Source organism: Terrihabitans rhizophilus (assembly GCF_033898525.1).
GTDB lineage: Bacteria > Pseudomonadota > Alphaproteobacteria > Rhizobiales > Methylopilaceae > Flaviflagellibacter > Flaviflagellibacter rhizophilus.
Window position 1 is genome coordinate 248605 of record NZ_JAXAFJ010000001.1, and the last position, 22549, is coordinate 271153.

General features: G+C 67.1%; 16 protein-coding genes. 12 read left to right on the forward strand and 4 right to left on the reverse strand.

Annotated elements, in window-relative coordinates; translation table 11 throughout:
• Positions 1–54 precede the first annotated feature (54 nt).
• From rsmI to SCD90_RS01145, 10 genes are all read left to right on the forward strand, one after another.
• On the forward strand, positions 55–993 hold the full coding sequence (rsmI, locus tag SCD90_RS01100) for a 16S rRNA (cytidine(1402)-2'-O)-methyltransferase (RefSeq protein ID WP_319842769.1): 939 nt from the start codon (positions 55–57) through the stop codon (positions 991–993).
• Entirely contained in the window at positions 990–1361 is a 372-nt protein-coding gene (locus tag SCD90_RS01105; RefSeq protein ID WP_319842770.1) for a YraN family protein, read from the forward strand. The genes rsmI and SCD90_RS01105 overlap by 4 nt, the downstream gene beginning before the upstream one ends.
• Before the next feature lie 22 nt (positions 1362–1383).
• Positions 1384–2328, forward strand: coding sequence for a glutathione synthase (gene gshB / locus SCD90_RS01110; RefSeq protein ID WP_319842771.1), 945 nt, complete (start codon positions 1384–1386; stop codon positions 2326–2328).
• 38 nt (positions 2329–2366) lie between these two features.
• Positions 2367–4970 (forward strand): bifunctional lysylphosphatidylglycerol flippase/synthetase MprF, encoded by a 2604-nt coding sequence (gene mprF / locus SCD90_RS01115; protein ID WP_319842772.1) that lies wholly within the window; start codon positions 2367–2369, stop codon positions 4968–4970.
• Positions 4967–6289, forward strand: a complete 1323-nt coding sequence (locus tag SCD90_RS01120) for a virulence factor family protein (protein WP_319842773.1) — start codon at positions 4967–4969, stop codon at positions 6287–6289. The genes mprF and SCD90_RS01120 overlap by 4 nt, the downstream gene beginning before the upstream one ends.
• A gap of 77 nt (positions 6290–6366) precedes the next feature.
• A complete protein-coding gene (locus tag SCD90_RS01125) occupies positions 6367–7896 on the forward strand; it encodes a YifB family Mg chelatase-like AAA ATPase (protein ID WP_319842774.1) in 1530 nt (509 codons plus the stop codon).
• A gap of 63 nt (positions 7897–7959) precedes the next feature.
• Positions 7960–8877 carry a l-ornithine N(alpha)-acyltransferase gene (gene olsB / locus SCD90_RS01130; protein ID WP_319842775.1) on the forward strand — a complete coding sequence of 306 codons (918 nt, stop codon included), beginning with the start codon at positions 7960–7962 and terminating at the stop codon, positions 8875–8877.
• A 63-nt stretch (positions 8878–8940) separates the two neighbouring features.
• Positions 8941–11643: a DNA mismatch repair protein MutS gene (mutS, locus tag SCD90_RS01135; protein ID WP_319842776.1), complete on the forward strand. Its 2703-nt coding sequence runs from the start codon at positions 8941–8943 to the stop codon at positions 11641–11643.
• 42 nt (positions 11644–11685) lie between these two features.
• Positions 11686–14490, forward strand: a complete 2805-nt coding sequence (locus SCD90_RS01140) for a [protein-PII] uridylyltransferase (protein WP_319842777.1) — start codon at positions 11686–11688, stop codon at positions 14488–14490.
• A gap of 73 nt (positions 14491–14563) precedes the next feature.
• Positions 14564–16690, forward strand: coding sequence for a putative bifunctional diguanylate cyclase/phosphodiesterase (locus SCD90_RS01145; RefSeq protein WP_319842778.1), 2127 nt, complete (start codon positions 14564–14566; stop codon positions 16688–16690).
• Positions 16691–16707: 17 nt separating this feature from the next.
• On the opposite strand, the gene SCD90_RS01150 is transcribed toward SCD90_RS01145, so the two are convergent.
• From SCD90_RS01150 to lepA, 4 genes are all read right to left on the reverse strand, one after another.
• Positions 16708–17454: a L,D-transpeptidase gene (locus tag SCD90_RS01150; protein ID WP_319842779.1), complete on the reverse strand. Its 747-nt coding sequence runs from the start codon at positions 17452–17454 to the stop codon at positions 16708–16710.
• Positions 17455–17604: 150 nt separating this feature from the next.
• Positions 17605–18492, reverse strand: coding sequence for a polyphosphate kinase 2 (ppk2, locus tag SCD90_RS01155; RefSeq protein ID WP_319843219.1), 888 nt, complete (start codon positions 18490–18492; stop codon positions 17605–17607).
• Between the two features lie 120 nt (positions 18493–18612).
• Positions 18613–19299: a hypothetical protein gene (locus SCD90_RS01160; protein ID WP_319842780.1), complete on the reverse strand. Its 687-nt coding sequence runs from the start codon at positions 19297–19299 to the stop codon at positions 18613–18615.
• Positions 19292–21097 carry a translation elongation factor 4 gene (gene lepA, locus SCD90_RS01165; protein WP_319842781.1) on the reverse strand — a complete coding sequence of 602 codons (1806 nt, stop codon included), beginning with the start codon at positions 21095–21097 and terminating at the stop codon, positions 19292–19294. Before lepA ends, SCD90_RS01160 begins: the two co-directional genes overlap by 8 nt.
• Before the next feature lie 98 nt (positions 21098–21195).
• On the opposite strand from lepA, the gene SCD90_RS01170 reads away from it, so the two are divergent.
• Positions 21196–21756: a sigma-70 family RNA polymerase sigma factor gene (locus SCD90_RS01170; RefSeq protein ID WP_319842782.1), complete on the forward strand. Its 561-nt coding sequence runs from the start codon at positions 21196–21198 to the stop codon at positions 21754–21756.
• Complete coding sequence (locus tag SCD90_RS01175) at positions 21753–22481, forward strand: anti-sigma factor (protein ID WP_319842783.1); 729 nt, start codon at positions 21753–21755, stop codon at positions 22479–22481. Before SCD90_RS01170 ends, SCD90_RS01175 begins: the two co-directional genes overlap by 4 nt.
• Positions 22482–22549 lie beyond the last annotated feature (68 nt).

Sequence of the window (22549 nt, forward strand, 5' to 3'; positions counted from 1 at the left end):
ATGCAGCAGGCGCGTCGTAAACGTCTTCCCTCTTGGTAACCGACGGATTCACCAATGCCAAGCCCAGCGCCACGCACCGGCCGCACGGCAGTGCCCCCCGGCGCAAGCAGCCGCCAATACTGGATCGACGGACACGTCTTCGAGGCACCGAAGGCGGACGCCGGCCTGTCGGTCGTGGCGACGCCGATCGGCAATCTCGGCGACATGACGCTGCGCGGCCTGCGCACGCTGGCCGGCGCGGATGTCATCCTCGCGGAGGACAGCCGCGTTACGCGCAAGCTGCTGACGCATTTCGGCATCCGCACGCCGGTGCTGGCCTATCACGAGCACAACGAATCCGAGATGCGGCCGAAGGTGGTGGCCCGGCTGCAAGCCGGCGAGGCGCTGGCCCTGGTCTCGGATGCCGGCACGCCGCTCGTCTCCGACCCCGGATTCAAGCTGGTGCGCGATCTTGCCGGCGAGGGCCTGCCGGTGACCGCCCTGCCGGGAGCATCCGCCGTTCTCGCGGCGCTCGTGCTGGGCGGCCTGCCGACCGATCGCTTCTTCTTCGAGGGTTTCCTCCCGCCGAAAAGCGCCGCCCGGCGCGCGAGGCTGGCGGAGATCCTGGACGTGCCGGCCACTTTGGTGATGTTCGAGACAGGGCCGCGACTGGCGGCGTCCTTGACCGATCTGGCTGAGGTGCTCGGTCCGCGGCAGGCCAGCGTCGCCCGTGAACTGACCAAGCGCTTCGAGGAGGTGCGGCGCGGCACCCTTCCGGAGCTTGCCACGGCTTACGCAGACAAAGCCCAGCCCAAGGGCGAGATCGTGCTGGTCGTCGGCCCGCCACCGGAACGCGCAGCGGCTTCCGTCGACGATCTCGACAGCGCGCTCCGCGAGGCTCTCAAATCGAGCTCCGTGAAGGATGCGGCGGCCGAAGTTGCGAAGGCCAGCGGCACACCGAGGCGCGAGGTCTATGCCCGGGCGCTGAAGCTCGCCGATAAGTCCGCGACGTGACCAATCGGGCCGCGGCGCGCCAGAAGGCCTATTCGCTGGGCAAGCGGGCCGAATGGATGGCCGCGCTGCTCCTGATGCTGAAAGGCTATCGCGTCGTGGCGCGGCGCTATCCCGCGCCGGTCGGCGAGATCGACCTCATCGTGCGGCGCGGGCGGCAGTTGGTCTTCGTCGAGGTGAAGGCCCGTGCCACACTGGAGGATGCCGCGCACTCCATCCGTCCGTCCCAGCAGGCGCGCATCGTGCGCGGGGCCGAAGCGTTCCTCTCGCGCCATCCACACTTCGTCGGCTATGACATGCGCTTCGACGCGGTGCTGGTTGCGCCCCGCCGTCGGCCCCGCCATCTAGAGGCCGCGTTCAGCAGCTTCTGAACCCTCAGCTACGGATTCGATCATGGCCTTGCGCGTCGCCGTTCAGATGGACCCCATCGAGCGCATCAATATCGCCGGCGATTCCACCTTCGCCCTGCTGCTGGAAGCGCAGGCGCGCGGCCATGAGCTGCACTACTACACGCCGGACCGGCTGGCGCTGGTGGGCGACACGCCCTTCGTTCGGTCCGAGCCGCTTCAAGTGCGCGACGAGGCCGGAGCGCATTACACGCTGGGCGAAAGCCGGCGCGGCAAGCTGTCGGAGTTCGACGTCATCCTGCTGCGGCAGGACCCGCCCTTCGACCTCGCCTACATCACGACCACGCACCTTCTCGAGCGGGTCCATCCCCAGACGCTCGTGGTCAACAATCCGGCTTCGGTTCGCAATGCACCCGAGAAGGTGTTCGTGACCGAGTTCCCGGACCTGATGGCGCCCACCATCATCACCCGCGATCCGCAGGAGATCGCCCGGTTCCGCGAGGAGCAGGGCGAGATTGTGATGAAGCCGCTCTACGGGCATGGTGGCGCTGCGGTGTTCCGCATCGGTCGCGAGGACCAGAACTACGGATCGCTCATCGACATGTTCTCCACCACATGGCGCGAGCCTTGGGTGGTGCAGACCTTCCTTCCCGCCGTGGCCAAGGGCGACAAGCGCATCATCCTCGTGGATGGCGAGTTCGCGGGCGCCGTGAACCGCGTTCCGGCAGCGGACGACCTGCGCTCCAACATGGTGCGCGGCGGCCAGGCGGCGGCCACCGAACTGACGGCGCGCGAGCGCGAAATCTGCGAGCGCATCGGACCCTTCCTCAAAAAGATGGGCCTGCTCTTCGTCGGCATCGACGTGATCGGCGACTATCTCACGGAGATCAACGTGACCTCCCCCACCGGGCTGCGCTCCATCCGCCGCCTGGGAGGACCGGATATCGCCGCAATCATCTGGGACAGGATCGAGCACCGGCGCGGCGCCTGAACGCCGCCATCCCGGATCGTCCCCTCAACCGGTGCCGCATGTCCGCTGAAAACGCCGAAGCCGCTGCTGCTTCGGAAGACGAACCCGGTCCGATCCGGCGGTGGCTGGGACGTTGGCGCCATGTGCTGACGGGGCTCGGCGTCGCGGCCATTCTCGGGCTCGTCTGGCTCGCGCTCAGCCATTTCGCCGCCGAGATCACCTATGCCGACGTGCTGCGTGAGTTGTCGGCGACATCGTGGGCGGAGATCGGCCTTGCCGTCCTCTGGACCTTTGCGAGCTTCGTGGCCCTGTCGTTCTACGATGTGTCCGCACTCTGGTTCATCGGCCGGCCACTGCCCTACACCCAGGTCGGCCTCACATCGTTCTTCGCCTATGCCGTGGGCAATGTCGCGGGCTTCGGGCCGCTGACCGGCGGCGCCGTGCGCTACCATTTTTACGCGCCTCTCGGGCTCGACGCCGAGGACATCGGCAAGATCGTCGCCTTCGTCACGGCGACCTTCACCATCGGCATCGCCACCATCACCGCGCTCGGCCTGCTGTTCGTGGCGGATGCCGTCGCGGCGCCGCTGAACATCCCCTCATCCCTGCTGCAGATGGCGGGTGCCGCGGTCTGCGTGGTCGTGATCGGCCTCATCGTCATCTCGGCACGCGGCGGCGAGGCCCGCTTCTTCGGACGGACGCTGCGCCTTCCCCGGCCGCACATCCTCGTGCTGCAAATCCTTGTCGCGGCGCTCGACATGTTCTGCTCCGGCGCGGCGCTGTGGGTGCTGCTGCCGGATTCGGGGTTGTCTCTCCCCGCCTTCATCGCGGTCTATGTGGTCGCGGTCGGGCTGGGCGTGCTGAGCCATGTTCCCGGCGGCATCGGGGTGTTCGACGCCGTCATCATCGCGGTGGTCGGGCGCACCGCCTCCGTGGACCAGGTGCTAGGCGCGCTGATCCTGTACCGAGCCATCTACTATCTGCTTCCGCTCGCCGTGGCGGCGCTGGCGGCCAGTGCCGTGACCGCACACCGCATGGCGCGTGCGCCCAGCGGCGATGCATTGCGGGTCGCGGCCCGCGCCGCGCCTGCCGTTCTGTCGGCGCTCACCTTCTGCCTGGGCACCATCCTGATCCTGTCCAGCGTCACGCCGGCCAGCGGCGAGGTTCTGTCGCTGCTGTCGCGTTACGTGCCGCTGCCCGTGCTGGAGGCGTCGCACTTCCTGGCCAGCGTGCTTGGCTTGTGCATGCTGGTGGTGGCGCGCGGTCTTGCCTTCCGGCTCAGCGGGGCGTGGTGGGCTGCCCTCTTCGCCATCGGCGCGGCCATCGTGCTGTCTCTGCTGAAGGCCGTCGCCTATGTCGAGGGTGGCCTGCTGGTCCTCGTGGGCGCGGCGCTGATCTTTACGCGCGCACAGTTCAACCGGCCTTCGCTCCTCACCCATCAGGTGCTGTCGCCGGCCTGGGTGATCGGGATCGGCTCAGTGCTCGCGGCCGCGCTTGCCGTGCTGTTCTTCGCCTATAGCGAGGTCGATTACACCCATCAGCTCTGGTGGCAGTTCGAATTCACAGGAGAGGCGCCGCGCTCGCTGCGGGCACTGCTTGGCATCACCCTCGCCGCGCTGGTGTTCGGCGGCTGGACGCTGCTGCGCCACGCGCGCTACCTCGCCACCCTTCCCTCGGCCGAGGACATGGCGCGTGCCCCCGCCATCATCGAGATGCAGGGCCGGGCGGACGCCAACCTGGCGCGCACCGGCGACAAGAGCCTGATGTTCTCGGAGGATGGGCGCGCCTTCATCATGTACGGCGTGCGCGCCCGCACCTGGGTGGCGCTGTTTGATCCGATCGGCCCCGAAGATGCATGGCCCGCCTTGATATGGCGCTTCGTGGAAGCGGCGCGCGAGGCGGGAGCCCGGCCGGTCTTCTACCAGGTCGCGCCCGAGAACCTTGCTCTGTACGCAGATGTCGGACTGCATGCCTTCAAGATCGGCGAGGAGGCGCGGCTCGATCTGACCGGATTCGACCTCACCGGCTCCCGGCGCGCCACGCTTCGGCAGACCTATGCGCGCGGCCAGCGGGACGGCCTCTTCTTCGAGGTGGTGCCACGCGACGCCGTGCCGGCCATCCTTGCCGACCTCCGGGCGGTGTCGGATTCCTGGCTTGATCACCACAAGGCGCGGGAAAAGCGCTTCTCCCTCGGCGCCTTCACGCCCGATTACCTCCTGGCACAGCCGGTTGCGGTGCTGCGCCACGAGGGCCGCATCGTGGCCTTCGCCAACCTGCTCACCACGGAAACGCGGGAGGAGGCCTCCATCGACCTGATGCGCTTCCACAAGGACGCGCCGAAAGTGGCGATGGAATTCCTGTTCACCAGCCTCTGCCTGCACTTCAAGGCGCAGGATTACCATTGGTTCGTACTGGGCATGGCGCCGCTGTCCGGCCTCTCGACCAGCCCCGCGGCACCGCTCTGGCACCGCGTCGGCCGCACCCTGTTCGAGCGCGGGGAACGGTTCTACAATTTCCGGGGCCTGCGCGCGTTCAAGGCCAAGTTCAGCCCGCACTGGCAGCCGCGCTATTTCGCGGTTCCGGGAGGGTTGGAACCCGCCATCGCGCTTGCCGATGTGGCAGCCCTTATCAGCGGCGGCATCAAGGGAGTGATCGCGAAATGAGGCGGCTGTTCACCTTCCTCCTCGTGCTGGCACTCAACGGGCCTGCCTTCGCCCAGGAAACCTCGGCGCCGCCGCGGCTCGACACCGGCCTGCTGGGCTCGCCGCTCATCCTCACGCCGTCCGGGGTTCCCAAAGGCGTCGCCTTCCTGTTCTCGGGCGCGGATGGCTGGGGAACACAGGAGCAGCGGGCGTCCGAACTTCTTCAGGCCGGGGGAATGGTGGTGGTCGGCATCAACCTGCCGGACTACAAGGCGCGGCTGGATACCGATGACGGCGAGTGCCTTTACCTCGTCAGCGACATCGAGGGCGTGAGCTACCAGATCCAGCGGGAACTTGGCGTCCAGACCTACCACTCCCCCCAGATCCTCGGCTTGGGCGCCGGCGGTGGGCTCGTCCTGTCCATCGCGCAGCAGACGCCGGCCGCGACCATCGGTGAAGCCATAGCGGTGGACGCGCAGCCGGCGCCGTCACTGAAGAAGCCGCTGTGCGGGCCGGACAGCACGCCGCCTGATATGAGCGTGAAGACCATCCGCGCACTCTCCACCACCGACGCCGATGCGGCATCGCGCAGGGCCGTGGCCGACATCGTGGCGCGTGGAGTGCGGGTCGACCTGTCGGATGCCCCAACCGAAGCCGGACAGGCGCTCGCCAATGCGGCACTGGAAGGACTGCGCCAACCCTCGCCCGCCGAAGACCGCCTGGCCGGCTTGCCGCTGGTTGAACTCCCCGCCTCGAAGCCGTCCGACACCATGGCCGTGGTCCTGTCCGGCGATGGCGGATGGCGCGATCTCGACAAGACCATCGCGGAAGCCTTTCAGAACCGGGGCGTCTCCACCGTGGGCGTGGATTCCCTCCGCTACTTCTGGTCGGAGCGGAAGCCGGCCGAAGTGGCGCAAGACCTGCGCCTGATCATCGAGCGCTACAGCGCCCGGTGGAAGGCCGGGCGCGTACTTCTGGTGGGGTACTCCTTCGGAGCCGATGTGCTTCCGGAGGTCTACAACCTGCTGCCGCCAGAGACGCGGAAGATGATCCCGCAGCTCTCCCTGCTCGGCTTTGCCGCTCAGGCCACCTACGAAATCTCCGTCGCCGGTTGGCTGGGACAGGCAAGCGAGACGGGGCATCCCTCGCTGCCGCAGCTGGAGCGCGTCGATCCGGCGATCGTCCAGTGCATCTACGGACGGGAGGAAGAGGACAGCGCCTGCCCCGCCCTTGCCGATAAGGGCATCGAGATGATCCGGACAGAAGGCGGGCATCATTTCGATGAAAACTACGAGGCTCTCGCGGAGAAGATCCTTGCCGGCGCGGACCGCCGGCGCTGAGGATGTTCCGCAAATGTTCTTGACCTGAGCAGCGGACTCGTTCAGCCTCCCGGCACCATCCGCTGGGGGAGCGCTTCATGGTCGCCTTCGTTTCCACCGTGGCCTTCGAGGGCATCGAGGCCAAGCCTGTCGACGTGCAGGTGCAGGTGGCGCCGGGGCTGCCGGCCTTCACGCTGGTCGGCCTGGGAGACAAGGCGGTCAACGAGGCCCGCGAGCGCGTGCGGGCCGCACTGGTGGCGTCCGGCCTTGCGCTGCCGCCGAAGCGCATCACCATCAATCTCGCGCCGGCCGACCTGCCGAAGGAAGGCTCGCACTACGACCTCCCGATCGCGCTGGGTCTCATGGCCGCCATCGGCGCCCTGCCGCCTGATGCGCTCGCGGGCTACACCGTGCTCGGCGAGCTGGCTCTCGATGGCACGATCAGCCGCGTGGCCGGCGTGCTGCCCGCGGCCATCGCGGCGAACGGGCGCGGCCATGGGCTGATCTGCCCTGCTGCCGACGGGCCGGAGGCCGCCTGGGCCAGCGCCGATCTAGAGATCCTCGCGCCGACCTCGCTGGTCCAGCTCGTGAACCACTTCAAGGGCACGCAGCTGATGGCACGTCCCCGGCCGGGGCTGCGCGACGTGACATCAGACACGCTCGACCTGCGCGACGTGAAGGGGCAGGAAACCGCCAAAAGGGCGCTGGAGATCGCGGCGGCCGGCGGGCACAACCTCATCATGGTCGGCCCGCCCGGCGCGGGAAAGAGCATGCTGGCCGCTCGCCTGCCCTCCATCCTGCCGCCGATGAGCCCGCCCGAACTGCTGGAATTGGCGATGATCAGGTCCGTGGCCGGGGATCTTGCCGGCGGCGCCCTGTCGGACCGCAGGCCGTTCCGTGCTCCGCATCATTCCGCCAGCATGGCCGCACTGGTCGGCGGCGGCATCCGTCCCCGCCCTGGCGAGATCGCGCTGGCGCACAATGGCGTGCTGTTCCTCGACGAACTGCCGGAATTCCAGCCGAATGTGCTGGACGCGCTGCGCCAGCCCCTGGAGACCGGAAATGTGTCCGTGGCGCGCGCCAACCACCGCATCACCTATCCCGCGCGGTTCCAGCTGATCGCGGCGATGAACCCGTGCAAATGCGGCAAGGCGGGGGAGCCGGGCCATGCCTGCCGGCGCGGCGCCCGCTGCGCCGACGATTACCACGCCCGCTTGTCCGGTCCGCTGCTCGACCGCATCGACCTGCACATCCAGGTCGGCGCGGTCACGGCTGCGGACCTGCTGCTGCCGGCGCCCAGTGAAGGCAGCCGTGAAGTCGCGGCACGCGTGGCGGCGGCTCGCGATGCGCAGAGAGCCCGGTTCGCGACGCTTGGGCTTGACGCCCGCACCAACGCCGAAGCCTCCTCCAGCGCGATCGAAGCTGCGGCCGCGCCGGATGCCGCCGGCACGCGCCTGCTCCACGATGCCGCCATTGCGATGCGGCTGTCGGCGCGCGGATATCACCGGGTGCTGAAGGTGGCGCGGACCATCGCCGACCTCGACGGTTCCGAGAAGGTCGGCCGCCCACATCTGGCCGAAGCCCTGTCCTACCGTACACTTGTTGACAAGGTTGCGCTGGCTGCGTGATGTCGTCGTCCCGACACGCATCGGTCACACGTTTGTGTGGATAGCCGTGGTGGAAGTGAAGGCATGCAGAACGTGGCTTCCCTCTTCCCTCCCTTCGCAGCCGGCCTCGCGCGCTGGAGGGCGGCGCCGCTGGAGATGCTGTTCGAGGACAGTGTCCAGCTACCAAGCCCGCTCGGCCGCATCGGCAATCTCGAACTGCGTCTGGCCAGCACCGGCAAGGACGTCAAGCGCGCGCAGCGCCTGCGCTACCGCGTCTTCTTCGAGGAGATGTCGGCGACGCCGAGCGCCACGGCCCGGCTGACCCGGCGGGACAAGGACAGCTACGACGCCTCCTGCGATCATCTCATCGTCGTTGACCACGCACCGCGCCTGAACGCCTTCGGCAAGCTGAAGACCAAGCCGCGCGTTGTCGGCACCTACCGGCTGCTGCGGCAGGAAGCGGCGGCGCTGGCGGGTGGTTTTTACACCGCCGGCGAATTCGACATCGCGCCGCTGATCGCCGCCCATCCCGGCGCGAAAATGCTCGAGCTCGGCCGCTCCTGCGTCTTGTCGCCTTATCGAGACAAGCGCACAGTCGAGCTGCTGTGGCACGGCATCTGGGCCTATGTGCTGGCCCACGGCTCGGACATCATGTTCGGCTGCGCCAGCCTCGAAGGCATCGATCCCCGGGCGATGGCCCTGCCGCTCAGCTACCTCCATCACTACCACCTCGCCACCGGAGAATGGGCCGCCCGTGCGGTGCCCGGCCGGCGGGTGCCGATGGACATCCTGCCGAAGGACGCCGTGGATCCCCGCGCCGCGATGCGCGCGCTGCCGCCGCTCATCAAGGGCTATCTGCGCCTCGGCGCCATGGTGGGCGACGGAGCAGTCGTGGATCACCAGTTCGGCACGACCGATGTGCTGATCGTGCTGCCGCGCGCGGTCATCAGCCCGCGCTACATCGATTATTACGGCGCCACCGCCAACCGCCACGCTGCCTGAGCCATCCACAGCCGCGGAACCCTCCCGCGTGAAACCGGGCGCGGGGTCTGCTAAGCCAGACCCATGAGCGCAATTGCAGATATCGGTGAACCAGCGGCGGACAGCCGCGTGACGCCGATGATGGCGCAATACATCGAGATCAAGACGGCAAATCCCGACTGCCTCCTGTTCTACAGGATGGGCGATTTCTACGAGCTGTTCTTCGAGGACGCCGAGCAGGCCAGCCGTGCGCTCGGCATCACGCTCACCAAGCGCGGGAAACATGCGGGCGCCGACATCCCCATGTGCGGCGTGCCGGTCGAGCGCGCCGACGACTACCTCCAGCGCCTGATTGCGCGCGGCTTTCGCGTGGCGGTGTGCGAACAGATCGAGGATCCCGCGGAAGCGAAGAAGCGCGGCGGGAAATCCGTCGTCCGCCGCGATGTGGTGCGCCTCGTCACGCCCGGCACCATCACCGAGGATTCACTGCTCGATCCCCGGCGCGCCAATCTCCTGGTGGCGCTGTCCCGCGTGATGAGCGGCGAGACGGGAGCCGTCTTTGGACTGGCCGCGCTCGACATCTCGACGGGCGCCTTCACCGTCAGCGAGGCCAGCACGGCCAGCCTTGCGGCGGAGCTTGCCCGGCTCGACCCTGCCGAGACTGTGGTGCCCGAGACCATGCTGGAGGAGCCGGCACTGGCCGAACTGCTCCGTGCGTCCGGCGTGCCCCTCAGCCCGGCTGCGCGAGACATCTGCGACGGCGCGACCGCCGCCCGCCGGCTCGGCGACGTCTTTGGCACCGCCACTGTGGATGGCTTCGGCGGGCTGAGCCGCCCGGAGCTCTGCGCGGCCGCCCTCGCTGCCAGCTATGTGGCGCGCAGCCAGCGACAGGCGCAGCCGCCGCTGTCGGTGCCCCGCCGGTCCGGGAGCGGCGACTATCTCGAGATCGACGCCGCGACTCGCGCAAGCCTGGAACTGGTGCGCACGCTTTCCGGCGAGCGCAGCGGCAGCCTGCTTCATGCGGTGGACCGCACCGCCACGGCCGGCGGAGGACGCCTTCTTGCCGAACGGTTGGCCAGTCCGCTGACCTGCCCCGATGCCATCGCGGCGCGCCTCGACGCGGTGCAAGCGCTGAAGGAGGATGGCGGGCTCCGCGCCGACATCCGCTCCATCCTGAAGGCGGCTCCCGATCTTTCGCGGTCGGTGCAGCGGCTCGCATTCGGGCGCGGAGGACCACGCGATCTGGCCTGCGTGCGCGACGGCCTCCTGTCCGCCGACGCGCTCGCCCAAAGGCTTGCGGGCGTCGAGCTTCCCGCCGCGCTGGCGAACGTCAGCGGCCGCCTTGCGGCTCCCGCGCCCGCGCTTGCAGCCATGCTGCGCGACTCGCTGGCGGATGACCTTCCGCTCCGCACCCACGACGGCGGCTTCGTGCGGGCCGGGCACGATCCCGAACTGGATGCCCAACGTGCGCTGCGCGACGATTCCCGTCGCGTGATCGCCGGCATGCAGGCGCGCTACGCGGAGGAAACCGGCAACCGCACGCTGCGGATCAAGCACACCAACTTCCTCGGCTATTTCGTGGAGGTTCCGGCGGCGGCAGGCGAAGCCCTGCGCCTCGCGCCCTGGAACGCCACCTTCGTGCCCCGGCAGACGCTGCAGGGAGCCATGCGGTTCTCGACGGTGGAGCTGTCCGATCTTGAAACGCGCATCGCCGCCGCCGCCGACCGCGCGCTGGCGCGTGAGCTCGCCGTCTTCGGCGAACTGTGCGCCGCCATCCAGCAGCATGGCGATGTTCTGGCGGGTGTCGCGGATGCGCTGGCCGAACTCGACGTCGCGGCGGCGCTCGCGGAGCTGGCATCCGAGCAGCTGTTCGCGAGGCCGCGCGTGGACCGCTCGCTGGCCTTCGATATCAAGGGCGGGCGTCATCCGGTGGTTGAACAGGCGCTGGCCGGGGCCGCCTTCATCCCCAACGATTGCTGCCTCTCATCCAGCGATGCGGCGGCCGGCAAGATCTGGCTGGTGACTGGCCCGAACATGGGCGGCAAATCCACCTTCCTCCGGCAGAATGCGCTGATCGCGATCCTCGCGCAGGCCGGCAGCTTCGTTCCGGCGGCGGAGGCGCATATCGGCACGGTCGACCGCCTCTTCAGCCGCGTGGGCGCGGCCGACGATCTGGCGCGCGGGCGCTCCACCTTCATGGTGGAGATGGTGGAGACCGCCGCCATTCTGAACCAGGCCGGCGAGCGCTCGCTGGTCATCCTCGACGAGATCGGACGCGGCACCTCGACCTTCGACGGCCTGTCCATCGCCTGGGCGGCGGTCGAGCACCTGCACGGCACCAATCGCTGCCGGGCCCTGTTCGCCACCCATTTCCACGAGCTGACCCAGCTTGAAAGCCGGCTGGAACGGCTCATGAACGTCACCATGCGCGTGGCGGAATGGAAAGGCGAAGTCGTCTTCCTGCACGAGGTCGCGCCCGGCGCGGCGGACCGCTCCTACGGCATCCAGGTCGCGAAGCTGGCCGGCCTCCCCGCGCCGGTCGTGCGGCGCGCGCGATCCATCCTGGGCGAACTGGAGGGCGCGGAGCGTGGCCGGCCCCGGCGTTCGGTGCTGGAAGACCTTCCACTGTTCGCCACGGCCGCCTCCATCCCGCAGGCCGAGAGCGAGCCGGAGCCCACCATGGATCCACTTGCCGAGGCGCTGGATGCGCTGGACCCCGACGCCCTGACCCCGCGCGCCGCACTCGACGCCCTTTATGCGCTGAAGGCGCTACGGACCCCGGGCTAAGCCCCTGTTCGCAACCGGGGCGCACCGCTACAATCACGGGCGATGAACCTTGCCCTCCGCAATCTTCCTGCACCCGACTTTCCCGAGATCATCGACCGGGCGCAGCTCGACCGTGACTTGGATGCAATCGTTTCGGCGCACAGCGACCGCAAACAACGCGACGCGGCCATCAAGCAGAGGCTGAAGGAAGAGCTGGCGCGCGGCCGCGAGACGGCACGACTCTGGCTGGCGGAGAACGCCCATGGGCGGCTGTGCGCTCAGCATATCTCCCTGCAGATGGACGAGGTGATCCGCGCTTTGCACGGCTATGTGCTGCGCCACGTGCACCCCGCCCGTGAGAACGCCGCCGCCAGCGAGCGGCTCGCCGTCATCGCGGTTGGCGGCTATGGCCGGGGCCTGCTCGCGCCGGGCTCCGACATCGACCTCCTGTTCCTGTCGCCGAACGACACCACGGCCTGGGGGCATGCCGTGGTCGAGGCCATGCTCTATGTGCTCTGGGATCTCGGTCTCAAGATCGGCCATTCCGTACGTGGGCTGGACGAGTGCATCCGCCAGTCGCGCGCCGACATCACCATCCGCACCTCGGTGCTGGAGGCACGCGCGATCTGCGGCGACATGGAACTGGCCGACGTGCTGGCCGTGCGCTTCGACAAGGAGATCGTGCAGGGAACGGAGCTAGAATTCGTCAGCGCCAAGCTGGCCGAACGGGACGAGCGCTACCGCCGCACCGAGACCTCGCGCTACGTGGTGGAGCCAAACGTCAAAGAGGGCAAAGGCGGCCTGCGCGACCTGCACACGCTGTTCTGGATCGCAAAATACGTCTACCGCGTCCGCGAGGTGAACGACCTTGTGGCGGCGGGGCTCTATTCCCGCTCCGAGCTGGCAATGTTCCTGAAGGCAGAGGACTTCCTCTGGGCGGTGCGCTGCCACCTCCATTTCGTAACCGGCCGCGCGGAAGACCGCCTGAGCTTCGACCTGCAGCCGGAAATCGCCTCCCGCCTCGGCTATCAGGTGCATCCCGGACTTTCGCCGGTCGAGCGCTTCATGAAGCACTACTTCCTGGTGGCGAAGAATGTCGGAGACCTGACGGCCATCGTCTGCGCCGCGCTGGAACAGCGCCATGCGAAGAAGCCCGCGAAGCTCGATCGCCTGCTGCGCCCGTGGAAGCACCCGAAGCCGAAGCAACTGGAAACGCCCGACTTCATGGTGGCGGGCGACCGCCTGACCGTGAAGGACGCGGAGGTGTTCGAGCGCGATCCCGTAAACCTGCTGCGCATCTTCCACATCGCCGACCGACACGATCTTGCGCTGCACCCGGATGCTTCACGGCTGATCACGCGGTCGCTCAAGCTGGTGGACCGCCGCCTTCGCGAGGACCGCGAAGCGAACCGCCTGTTCCTGGAGATCCTGACCTCGCACAACGCGCCCGAAACCGTGCTGCGCCGCATGAACGAGACGGGCGTGCTGGGCCGCTTCATCCCCGAATTCGGCAAGGTCGTCGGGATGATGCAGTTCAACATGTACCACCACTACACGGTGGACGAGCACCTGATCCGCTCCGTGGGCGTGCTGGCGGAAATGGAGAGCGGGCACCTCAGCGAGGAACACCCGCTCGCGAATTCCGTGCTGCCGGAGATCACGAGCCGCACCCTCCTCTACGTTGCGGTGCTGATGCACGACGTGGCGAAGGGCCGTCCGGAGGACCATTCGATTGCCGGGGCGCGCGTGATGCGCAAGGTCGGGCCGCGGCTTGGGCTGTCGGCGGCGGACACCGAAACGGCGGCTTGGCTGATCGAGAACCACCTGCTGATGTCGAACACCGCGCAATCGCGCGACACCTCCGACAGCGGAACCGTGCAGGCTTTCGCGGCGAAGGTGCAGACGCTCGAACGGCTCAAGATGCTGCTGGTGCTGACGGTCGCCGACGTGAAGGCCGTCGGGCCCGGCGTCTGGACGGCGTGGAAGGGGCAGCTTCTCCGCACGCTCTATTGGGAAGCCGAGCTTGTGCTGGCCGGCGGCCATTCGACCGCGAACCGCAGCGAGCGTGTCGCGGCCGCGAAGGGCGCCACGCGCGCCGCGCTGCCGGACTGGTCGGACGATGAGTACGAGGCCTATGCCGGCCGGCATTATCCGCCCTATTGGCTGAAGGTGGAGCCCGAGCGGCGGGTGGCCCATGCCCGCTTTCTAAAGCAGGCGGCCGCAGCAGAACGCTGGCTGGCCACGGAATTCACGACCCATGCGGCGCATGGCGTGACGGAAATCACCGTTCTGGCGCAGGACCATCCGCGCCTCCTGGCGGTGATCGCGGGCGCCTGCGCGGCCACGGGGGCCAACATCGTGGATGCCTACATCAACACGACGACCGATGGCATGGCGCTGGACTCGATCTTCATCGACCGCGCCTTCGCCGACGAGGAGGACGAGCGGCGGCGCGCCGCACGCGTGGCCAAGACCATCGAGCAGGCCTTGCGCGGCGATGTGTGGCTGACCGACGCCATGCAGAAGAAGGCCGAGCAGCGGCACCGGCGGACCCGCGCCTTCGACGTGGAGCCGCAGGTCATCGTCGCCAATGAATGGTCGAACCGCTACACCGTCATCGAGGTTTCCGGGCTGGACCGGCCCGGCCTCCTCTATGAACTGACGGCAGGCGTGGCGAGGCTGAACCTCAACATCGCCTCCGCTCACATCGTCACCTTCGGCGAAAAGGCGGTGGACGTGTTCTACGTGACCGACCTGACCGGATCCAAGATCACGAGCCTTGATCGCCAAGAAGCCATCCGCAAGACATTGATCGAAGTCTTGGACACACCCACGGCAAAACCTGCCGCCGTGCCCGTGAATGCCTGAACATCGGAAGCTGTAAACGGGCGGTTAACTCTGCTCGTGCATAGGCTTGCGGCTGAACCCCGCGAGATTTCCGATGTCAGATGCAGTTCCGCGTCAGCCCAGGCCCGATCAGGCCGCGGAATTGGCCGACCTGTTGGCGGCACAACAGCGCGCGGAACTTGCCATCCAGCAGGCCGAACGGGCGGAAGGCCGCCTTCGGGCCGCGCTGGAGATATTGCCCCAGGGCATCGTCTTCCTTGATGCCGAAGGCCGCTACATCCTCTGGAACAAGAAATACGAGGAACTGTATTCGGGGACGGCCGACCTCTTCCGCACCGGCGAGCGGCTGGAGGATACGCTGCGCGTAGGGGTGACCCGCGGCAATTACCCGGAAGCGGTGGGCCGCGAGGAGGCGTGGATCGCGGAGCGGATGCTCCATCTCAGCAGCGCCAGTGGTCGCCACGAGCAGCGCACGTCCGAAGGGCGGCACCTCCTGATCGAAGAACGCCGAACCCCTGAGGGAGACATCATCGGCCTGCGCATAGACGTGACCGAGATGAAGCAGCGCGAGGAATCATTCCGCCTGCTGTTCCAGGCCAATCCCGTTCCGATGTTCGTCCACCATCTGGAGACGGATGCCATCCTTGCGGCCAATGAAGCGGCCGTGGCGCATTATGGCTATGCGGAGACATCCCTTCTCAAGATGCGGCTTGGAGATCTGCGGACGGACGCCCCGAGCCACGCCGTACGACGCTACAGCGCCGATCTTCAGGGCGCGCCCGAGCACCATTGCAAGGCCAGCGGCGAGCCGATCACCGTCTGCATCTATGCCCGCGCGCTCACCTATGACGGACAACCGGCCGCGCTTGTCAGCGTGGTCGACGTCACCGAGCGCGAGCGCGTCGAGAGCCGGATCGCGCATATGGCGCATCATGACGCACTGACGGACCTTCCGAACCGGGTGCTGTTCCGCGAACGCATCGAATACGAGCTTCGCCGTCGCGCCGGCACGGGGCTGACAGCCGTGTTCTGCCTCGACCTCGACAACTTCAAGGCCGTGAACGACGCGCTCGGACACCCCACGGGCGACAAGCTGTTGCAGCAGGTATCCCAGCGCCTCCTGAACGAGGTGTGCAAGGGCGATACCGTGGCGCGGCTTGGAGGCGACGAGTTCGCGGTCCTGCGACCCGACATGCCGGATGCCGCCACCGCAGCGGCGCTTGCAACACGGCTGATCCAGGCCATCGGCGCGCCCTACGAAATCGACGATCACACCGTTTCCGTCGGACTCTCCATCGGCATCGCCCTTGGGCCACCGGATGGGGCAACCTGCGAAGCGCTGGTCAAGAGCGCGGATCTGGCCCTTTACCGTGCCAAGACGGACGGGCGCGGCACCTTCTGCTTCTTCGAACCGGAGATGGACGCGCGCCTGCAGCGCCGTCGCCGGTTGGAACTGGATCTGCGCGCCGCCCTCGCGGCCGAGGCCATCGAGGTGCATTACCAGCCGCTGCTCAACCTCCGAACCGGAGCGATTTCCGGCTTCGAAGCGCTGGTGCGGTGGCCACATGCCGAGGGAGACGTCTCGCCGGGCGAGTTCATCCCCATCGCCGAGGAAAGCGGCCTCATCTACGCGCTCGGCACCTATGTGCTGCGTCGGGCATGCCGCGATGCAAGCCAGTGGCCCTCCGATGTGAAGGTCGCGGTGAACCTGTCAGCGCTGCAGTTCCGGCACGGCGACCTCGTAGCGACCGTGCAGTCCGCGCTTGCCGCGGCGGGAATATCGCCGCAGAGGCTGGATCTTGAAATCACCGAGGCGCTGGTGCTGGACCGCAGCGAGCGGGTGCTGAACACGCTGCGGACCCTGCGCGGCATGGGGATCGGCATCTCGATGGACGATTTCGGGACGGGATATTCCTCCCTGAGCTATCTGCGCTCGTTCCCCTTCGACAAGATCAAGATCGATCGGTCCTTCGTGACCAATCTCAACGAGAACACGGATTCCCAGGCCATTGTCCGGGCGATCCTGAGCCTGGGCAACAGCCTCGGCATCGCCATCACGGCAGAAGGTGTCGAGACGGAACTGGACCTTGCCTGCCTGCAGGCCGAAGGGTGCCTGGAGGCGCAAGGCTTCCTGTTCGCCAAGGCGCAGCCCGCATCGGCTGTTGCCGCCATGCTTCTTGGAGAAGGCGAGGCGCCGCCGAGGGCCGGCAGCGCCGCCTGAAGCGGGATGCGAAGCGATCAGCGGTAGTAATAGCCCTGCGACTGCTGGCCGTAGGATGCCATCGGCCCCTGATCCTGCATGCCGCCCTGGATGACCACGACCTCCGTGCCGGTCGGCACGCGCTGGTACAGGTCCACGATGTCCTGCGCGAACATGCGGATGCAGCCGCTGGAGACCGCCGTGCCGATGGTGTTCGGCTCCGTGGTGCCGTGGATGCGGTACAGCGTGTCGCGATTGCCCTGGAACAGGTAAAGCGCGCGGGAGCCGAGCGGGTTACCGAGGCCGCCTTCCATGCCGCCGGCCCATTGCGCATTGCGCTCGGGTTCGCGGGCGATCATGTCGGCGGTGGGCGTCCAGCGCGGCCACATGGCCTTGCGCTTGATGGTTGCGCGGCCATCCCAGGTAAGACCTTCGCGGCCGACGCCGATGCCGTAGCGCAGCGCGCTGCGGTTCTCCTGGACGAGATAGAGGAAGCGAGCCTGCGTATCGACCACAATGGTGCCGGGCTGCTCCGGGCCGTTATAGTCCACCACCTGACGCAGGAACTGCGGATGGACATGGGAGATGTCGGTGGCCGGGATCGGGAACTTCTCGTTCGGAAGCGGTCCATACATGTCCAGCATGTCGGGGTGGTGGTTGTAGGTGGGCAGGCTCGACGTGTGGCGCACATCACGCGTACCATCGGTGACACAGCCGCCGAGCACGAGCGACACCGCCAAAGCACCAGACACGAAGACGGGACGAAGAAGGGTCTGGAAGGGCATGACTGGCACTCGATCTACGCGTGAGCTGGACAAACGAACGGGACGCCCGCTGCATAGCCTTGGAAACGCGCAAGGGCTGTGGCCGATCCGTGGCGGAACCACGGCAGCCCGCCCCTGTGTCAAACCGGCCACAGCGGAGGTATCGATCGGCTAAATCTGCCCGTTCTTGGTTAAAAAAGTCGCTGCATCCGCGACGATCAAGGGATCGGGCACGCCCACCGCATCCATGTCCTTCCCGTCATAATTGACGCCACGCAGCACAGTGCGGATGGCTTCGAGCCGGGCACGGTTCTTGTCGTTGGAGCGGATCACCGTCCACGGCGCGAGGTCGGTGTGGGTGCGGCGCAGCATGTGCTCGGCCGCCACGGTGTAGGCGTCCCAGAGGGGCAGGCCGTCATAGTCGATGGGCGACAGCTTCCAGCGCTTCAACGGGTCGTGCCGGCGGTCGAACAGCCGCTTGACCTGCATCTCGCGCCCGACCGTCAGCCAGAGCTTGAAGAGATGAATGCCGTCATCCACCAGCATCTTCTCGACGGTGGGCACGTCGCGCATGAAATGCTCGGTCTGCTCGGAGGTCGCGAAGCCCATCACCGGCTCCACCACCGCCCGGTTGTACCAGGAGCGGTCGAACAGCACGATCTCGCCGGCGGTCGGCATCTGCTCGAGATAGCGCTGGAAGTACCATTGTCCGCGCTCGGTCTCGCTGGGCTTCGACAAGGCCACCACGCGCGCCGAACGTGGGTTCAGATGCTCCGTGAAGCGCTGGATGGTCCCGCCCTTGCCGGCGCTGTCGCGTCCCTCGAACACGATGACGACGCGCGCACCGGTCTGCTTGGCCCAGTTCTGCAGCTTCAGCAGCTCGATCTGCATGGCAATCAGCTGCGGCTCGTAGACGTCCTTCTTGAGCTTCTTCTCGTAGGGGAAGCCGCCGCTGGCAAAGGCACGGTCCTCGATAACCTTCGGAAGCGCGGGATCGTCCAGATCGACATGAATGCCGTCAATCTCGACATCGGGGCCGGGATAGAGGTCGGCTCCGATATGCTGGTGATCGCTCTTGGCCGCGCTTCCGTCACGCGAGTTGGTGGCTTCAAGGTGTTTCAAGGCTGCTCCCCGGGATTTCTCCCCCTTACAACGTTCCAAGCAGGACGAAGTGCCGCCTCAAGCGCGGCGGACGCGAGCGAAGGTCAACAACACCATGAAAAGGGCCAATGCGACCAACAACCAAGCCGGCATGACGGTCTGCATGAATTCGATCTCGCCGGGGCGAACCGGAAGGCCTTGCAGTTCCCGGCGTGCAATCGTCACCTTCGCTATCGCATCACTGAACAGAGGCCAACCAACGATAATAGATCCAAGGTCGACAACAATCATCGCCGCCGCGAGCGCCAGACCCAAGCGGGTGAAGCGCAACAAGAGGATTCCTGCGGCGATCGACAGCGAGCCGATCGCCAGCAAGAGCAGGATCTTGAGCGGGGAGGTGTCGACAAGACCATAGACCGGCAGCACTGCTTCGAGCTCCGTCCAGCGCACGAGGTTCTTCGTGCCCTCCAGAATGAGAAGCGTCCCCAGCAGAAGATTGGGCCAGGTTCGCCGCCCCTCCGCGCTTTCGACTTGGGCCGGCTCAAGCAATTGCACGCCAGGAGACAGTTCAAGCTTAGACTGAGCCAAAGCAACAAGGGCGGAAACCGCCGTGATGCCATAGCCTTCCGTCCCCAGCCCCATGAAGTAGCTGCAAAGGTGGACGACGGTCCACACCAGGAGGAAGTCCAGATAGATCGGCAGGCATGCGAAGACGATGCGCTTCAAGCGCTCGCGCTTCGAAGGCAGAACGTCGGCGCTACTCATCCATCTTCAGCGCGGCGATGAAGGCTTCCTGCGGGATCTCCACCTTGCCGAACTGGCGCATGCGCTTCTTGCCCTCTTTCTGCTTGTCGAGGAGCTTGCGCTTGCGGGAGACGTCGCCGCCATAGCACTTGGCCGTCACGTCCTTGCGGAGCGCGGAGATGGTCTCGCGGGCGATGACCTTGCCGCCGATGGCGGCCTGGATCGGGATCTTGAAGAGGTGGTGCGGGATCAACTCCTTGAGCTTCTCGCACATGGCCCGGCCACGATGCTCCGCACGGGTGCGGTGCACGAGCATGGAGAGGGCGTCCACCGGCTCCTCGTTGACGAGGATCTGCATCTTCACGAGATCGCCGGCCCTGAGATCGGTGATCGTGTAGTCAAACGAGGCATAGCCCTTCGAGATCGACTTCAGGCGGTCGTAGAAGTCGAACACCACCTCGTTCAGCGGCAGGTCGTAGACCACCATGGCGCGCTTGCCGACATAGTTGAGGTCGATCTGGCTGCCGCGGCGGTCCTGGCAGAGCTTCAGCACGCCGCCGAGATAGTCGTCCGGCGTCAGGATGGTGGCGCGGATCCACGGCTCCTGGATCTCCTCGATCTGCATCGTGTCCGGCATGTCGGCCGGGTTGTGCAGGTCGATCTTGGTGCCGTCGCGCATCTTGATGTCGTAGACGACGGACGGGGCGGTCGCGATGAGGTCGAGGTTGAACTCGCGCTCCAGCCGCTCCTGGATGATCTCGAGGTGGAGCAGGCCGAGAAAGCCGCAGCGGAAGCCGAAGCCGAGCGCGGCCGAGCTCTCCATCTCGTAGCTGAAGCTCGCATCGTTGAGGCGCAGCCGGCCCATGGCGGCGCGCAGGTCTTCGAAATCGGCGGCATCGACGGGGAAGAGGCCGCAGAACACAACAGGCTGCGCCGGCTTGAAGCCCGGCAGCGGGGTTGCGGTCTGCTTCTTCTCGTCCGTGATGGTGTCGCCGACGCGGGTGTCGGCGACCTCCTTGATGTTGGCGGTGATGAAGCCGACCTCGCCTGGGCCGAGCAGGTCCTGCGCCGTCATCTTGGGCGTGAAGGTGCCGATGCGATCCACTTCATAGGTCGCGCCGGTTCCGATCATGCGCACGCGCTGGCCCTTTTTCAGGGTGCCGTCGAAAATGCGCACCAGCACGATGACGCCGAGATAGGCGTCGTACCAGCTGTCCACGAGCAGCGCCTTGAGCGGCGCCTCGCGGTCGCCCTTCGGCGGCGGCAGGCGGGTGACGATGGCTTCCAGCACATCCGGGATGCCGAGGCCGGTCTTCGCCGAAATCTCCACGGCGTCGGAGGCATCAAGGCCGATGACCTCCTCGATCATCGCCTTGACCCGTTCCGGCTCGGCCGCTGGCAGGTCGATCTTGTTCAGCACCGGCACGATCTCGTGGCCGGCATCGAGCGCGTGATAGACATTGGCGAGCGTCTGCGCTTCCACGCCCTGGGACGCGTCCACCACCAGCAGCGAACCCTCGCAGGCGGCCAGCGAGCGCGAGACCTCGTAGGCGAAGTCGACGTGGCCGGGCGTGTCCATCAGGTTGAGGATGTAGGTCTGCCCATCCTTGGCCGGATAGGTGAGGCGCACGGTCTGCGCCTTGATGGTGATGCCCCGCTCCTTCTCGATGTCCATCGAGTCGAGCACCTGCTCGGTCATCTCGCGAGCGGTCAGGCCGCCCGTCAGCTGGATGAGCCGGTCGGCAAGCGTCGATTTGCCATGGTCGATATGCGCGACGATGGAAAAATTGCGGATGTTCGGGATGGTGCTGGCACTCATGGGCCGGGAGTAGCATCGCACATGGTTGACGGGCAAGGAGAGCGGGGCGACAGACGGGCTTTTCAGCACCGGCGAAGCTGCTAATACTGCGCGCACACATGACAGCCCCCTCGCCCGCCGCCCGCGCGCTCGCCGAACTGCTCCAGAAGATCGCGCGCGGGGACCAGCCGGCGCTGGCGGAACTGTACAGTCTGACATCCGCGAAGCTTTTTGGCGTCTGCCTGCGTATCTGTGAGGAACGCAGCGAGGCGGAAGAGGTGTTGCAGGAAACCTATGTCACGGTATGGCGGCGCGCCGGCACCTATGACCCGGCCAAGGCCGCGGCCATAACCTGGCTGGCTGCGGTGGCGCGCAACAAGGCGCTGGACCGCCGCCGCACGGGCAAGGTGCGGCAGCTCTCGGCGCCGCTGGAAGATGCCGCCATGGTCGTCGACAGCGCGCCCTCGGCGCAATCCACGCTGGAAGACGCCCAGCAGCGGGCCGGCCTGATGCACTGCCTGGATGAACTCGACGGCAACCAGCGCGATTCGATTCGCGCCGCCTTCCTGGATGGCCTGACCTATGAGGATCTGGCGCACAGCCGCGACGTGCCGCTCGGCACCATGAAAAGCTGGATCAGGCGCGGATTGCAGAAGCTGAAGGGGTGCCTGGAGCGATGAGCGAGCGCATGGGACCGGAAGACCACGACGACGGCGCGGGCGCACCACCGCTCGCAGCCGAATTCGTGCTCGGCCTCGTCCACGGCGAGGAGCGCGAGACGCTGAAGCGCCGAGCGGCGGACGATCATGCCTTCGCAGCAGAGGTGGGCTTCTGGGAAAGCCGGCTTGGCGCGCTCGGCGACGAGATCCAGCCGCAGACCCCGCCCGCCCATGTCTGGACACGCATCCAGCAGGAACTCGGCACCGTGCCCGTGGGTGCGCTCCGGACCCGCGACCGGGCAGGATTGTGGAACAGCTTGGCCTTCTGGCGCGGCCTCAGCCTCGTGACGTCCAGCCTTGCTGCAGCGGGCATCGGCGCCGTTCTGTTCCTGCAGCCCGCAGCGCCGCCGCCCATGGTCGCGGTGCTCAACACGACCGACGGCCGCTCCGGCTTCATGGTGTCGGTGGATCGCGGCTCGGGTCGCGTGATGCTGATGCCGGCCGTGCCCGGCGAGGCACCGCCCGAGCATGTCCACGAACTCTGGATGATCGGCGCCGACGGCCGCGCGCGATCGCTCGGCACCTTCGCCTCGTCAGGCCCCGTGGCGATGAGTATTCCGCAGGGCATGATGCGCGATGCCGACGAGAGCTCGGCCATCGCGATTTCGGTCGAGCCGTCGGGCGGCTCGCCCACCGGCGCGCCGACCGGGCCGGTGGTGGCGCAAGGAAATCTGCGCTCGATCTAGAAAGTTTTGCATCCGGGGCGCGTGCGCCTTCGTACCTCCGTCCGTGCCCCTCGCAAGAACCGGGGCGA

Bases quoted from the DNA above. Each gene is read 5' to 3' on its own strand.
- rsmI (WP_319842769.1), top strand. From the start codon at position 55: ATGCCAAGCCCAGCGCCACGCACCGGCCGCACGGCAGTGCCCCCCGGC.
- gshB (WP_319842771.1), top strand. From the start codon at position 1,384: ATGGCCTTGCGCGTCGCCGTTCAGATGGACCCCATCGAGCGCATCAAT.
- mprF (WP_319842772.1), top strand. From the start codon at position 2,367: ATGTCCGCTGAAAACGCCGAAGCCGCTGCTGCTTCGGAAGACGAACCC.
- SCD90_RS01120 (WP_319842773.1), top strand. From the start codon at position 4,967: ATGAGGCGGCTGTTCACCTTCCTCCTCGTGCTGGCACTCAACGGGCCT.
- SCD90_RS01125 (WP_319842774.1), top strand. From the start codon at position 6,367: ATGGTCGCCTTCGTTTCCACCGTGGCCTTCGAGGGCATCGAGGCCAAG.
- olsB (WP_319842775.1), top strand. From the start codon at position 7,960: ATGCAGAACGTGGCTTCCCTCTTCCCTCCCTTCGCAGCCGGCCTCGCG.
- mutS (WP_319842776.1), top strand. From the start codon at position 8,941: ATGAGCGCAATTGCAGATATCGGTGAACCAGCGGCGGACAGCCGCGTG.
- SCD90_RS01140 (WP_319842777.1), top strand. From the start codon at position 11,686: ATGAACCTTGCCCTCCGCAATCTTCCTGCACCCGACTTTCCCGAGATC.
- SCD90_RS01145 (WP_319842778.1), top strand. From the start codon at position 14,564: ATGTCAGATGCAGTTCCGCGTCAGCCCAGGCCCGATCAGGCCGCGGAA.
- SCD90_RS01150 (WP_319842779.1), bottom strand. From the start codon at position 17,454: ATGCCCTTCCAGACCCTTCTTCGTCCCGTCTTCGTGTCTGGTGCTTTG.
- SCD90_RS01160 (WP_319842780.1), bottom strand. From the start codon at position 19,299: ATGAGTAGCGCCGACGTTCTGCCTTCGAAGCGCGAGCGCTTGAAGCGC.
- lepA (WP_319842781.1), bottom strand. From the start codon at position 21,097: ATGAGTGCCAGCACCATCCCGAACATCCGCAATTTTTCCATCGTCGCG.
- SCD90_RS01170 (WP_319842782.1), top strand. From the start codon at position 21,196: ATGACAGCCCCCTCGCCCGCCGCCCGCGCGCTCGCCGAACTGCTCCAG.
- SCD90_RS01175 (WP_319842783.1), top strand. From the start codon at position 21,753: ATGAGCGAGCGCATGGGACCGGAAGACCACGACGACGGCGCGGGCGCA.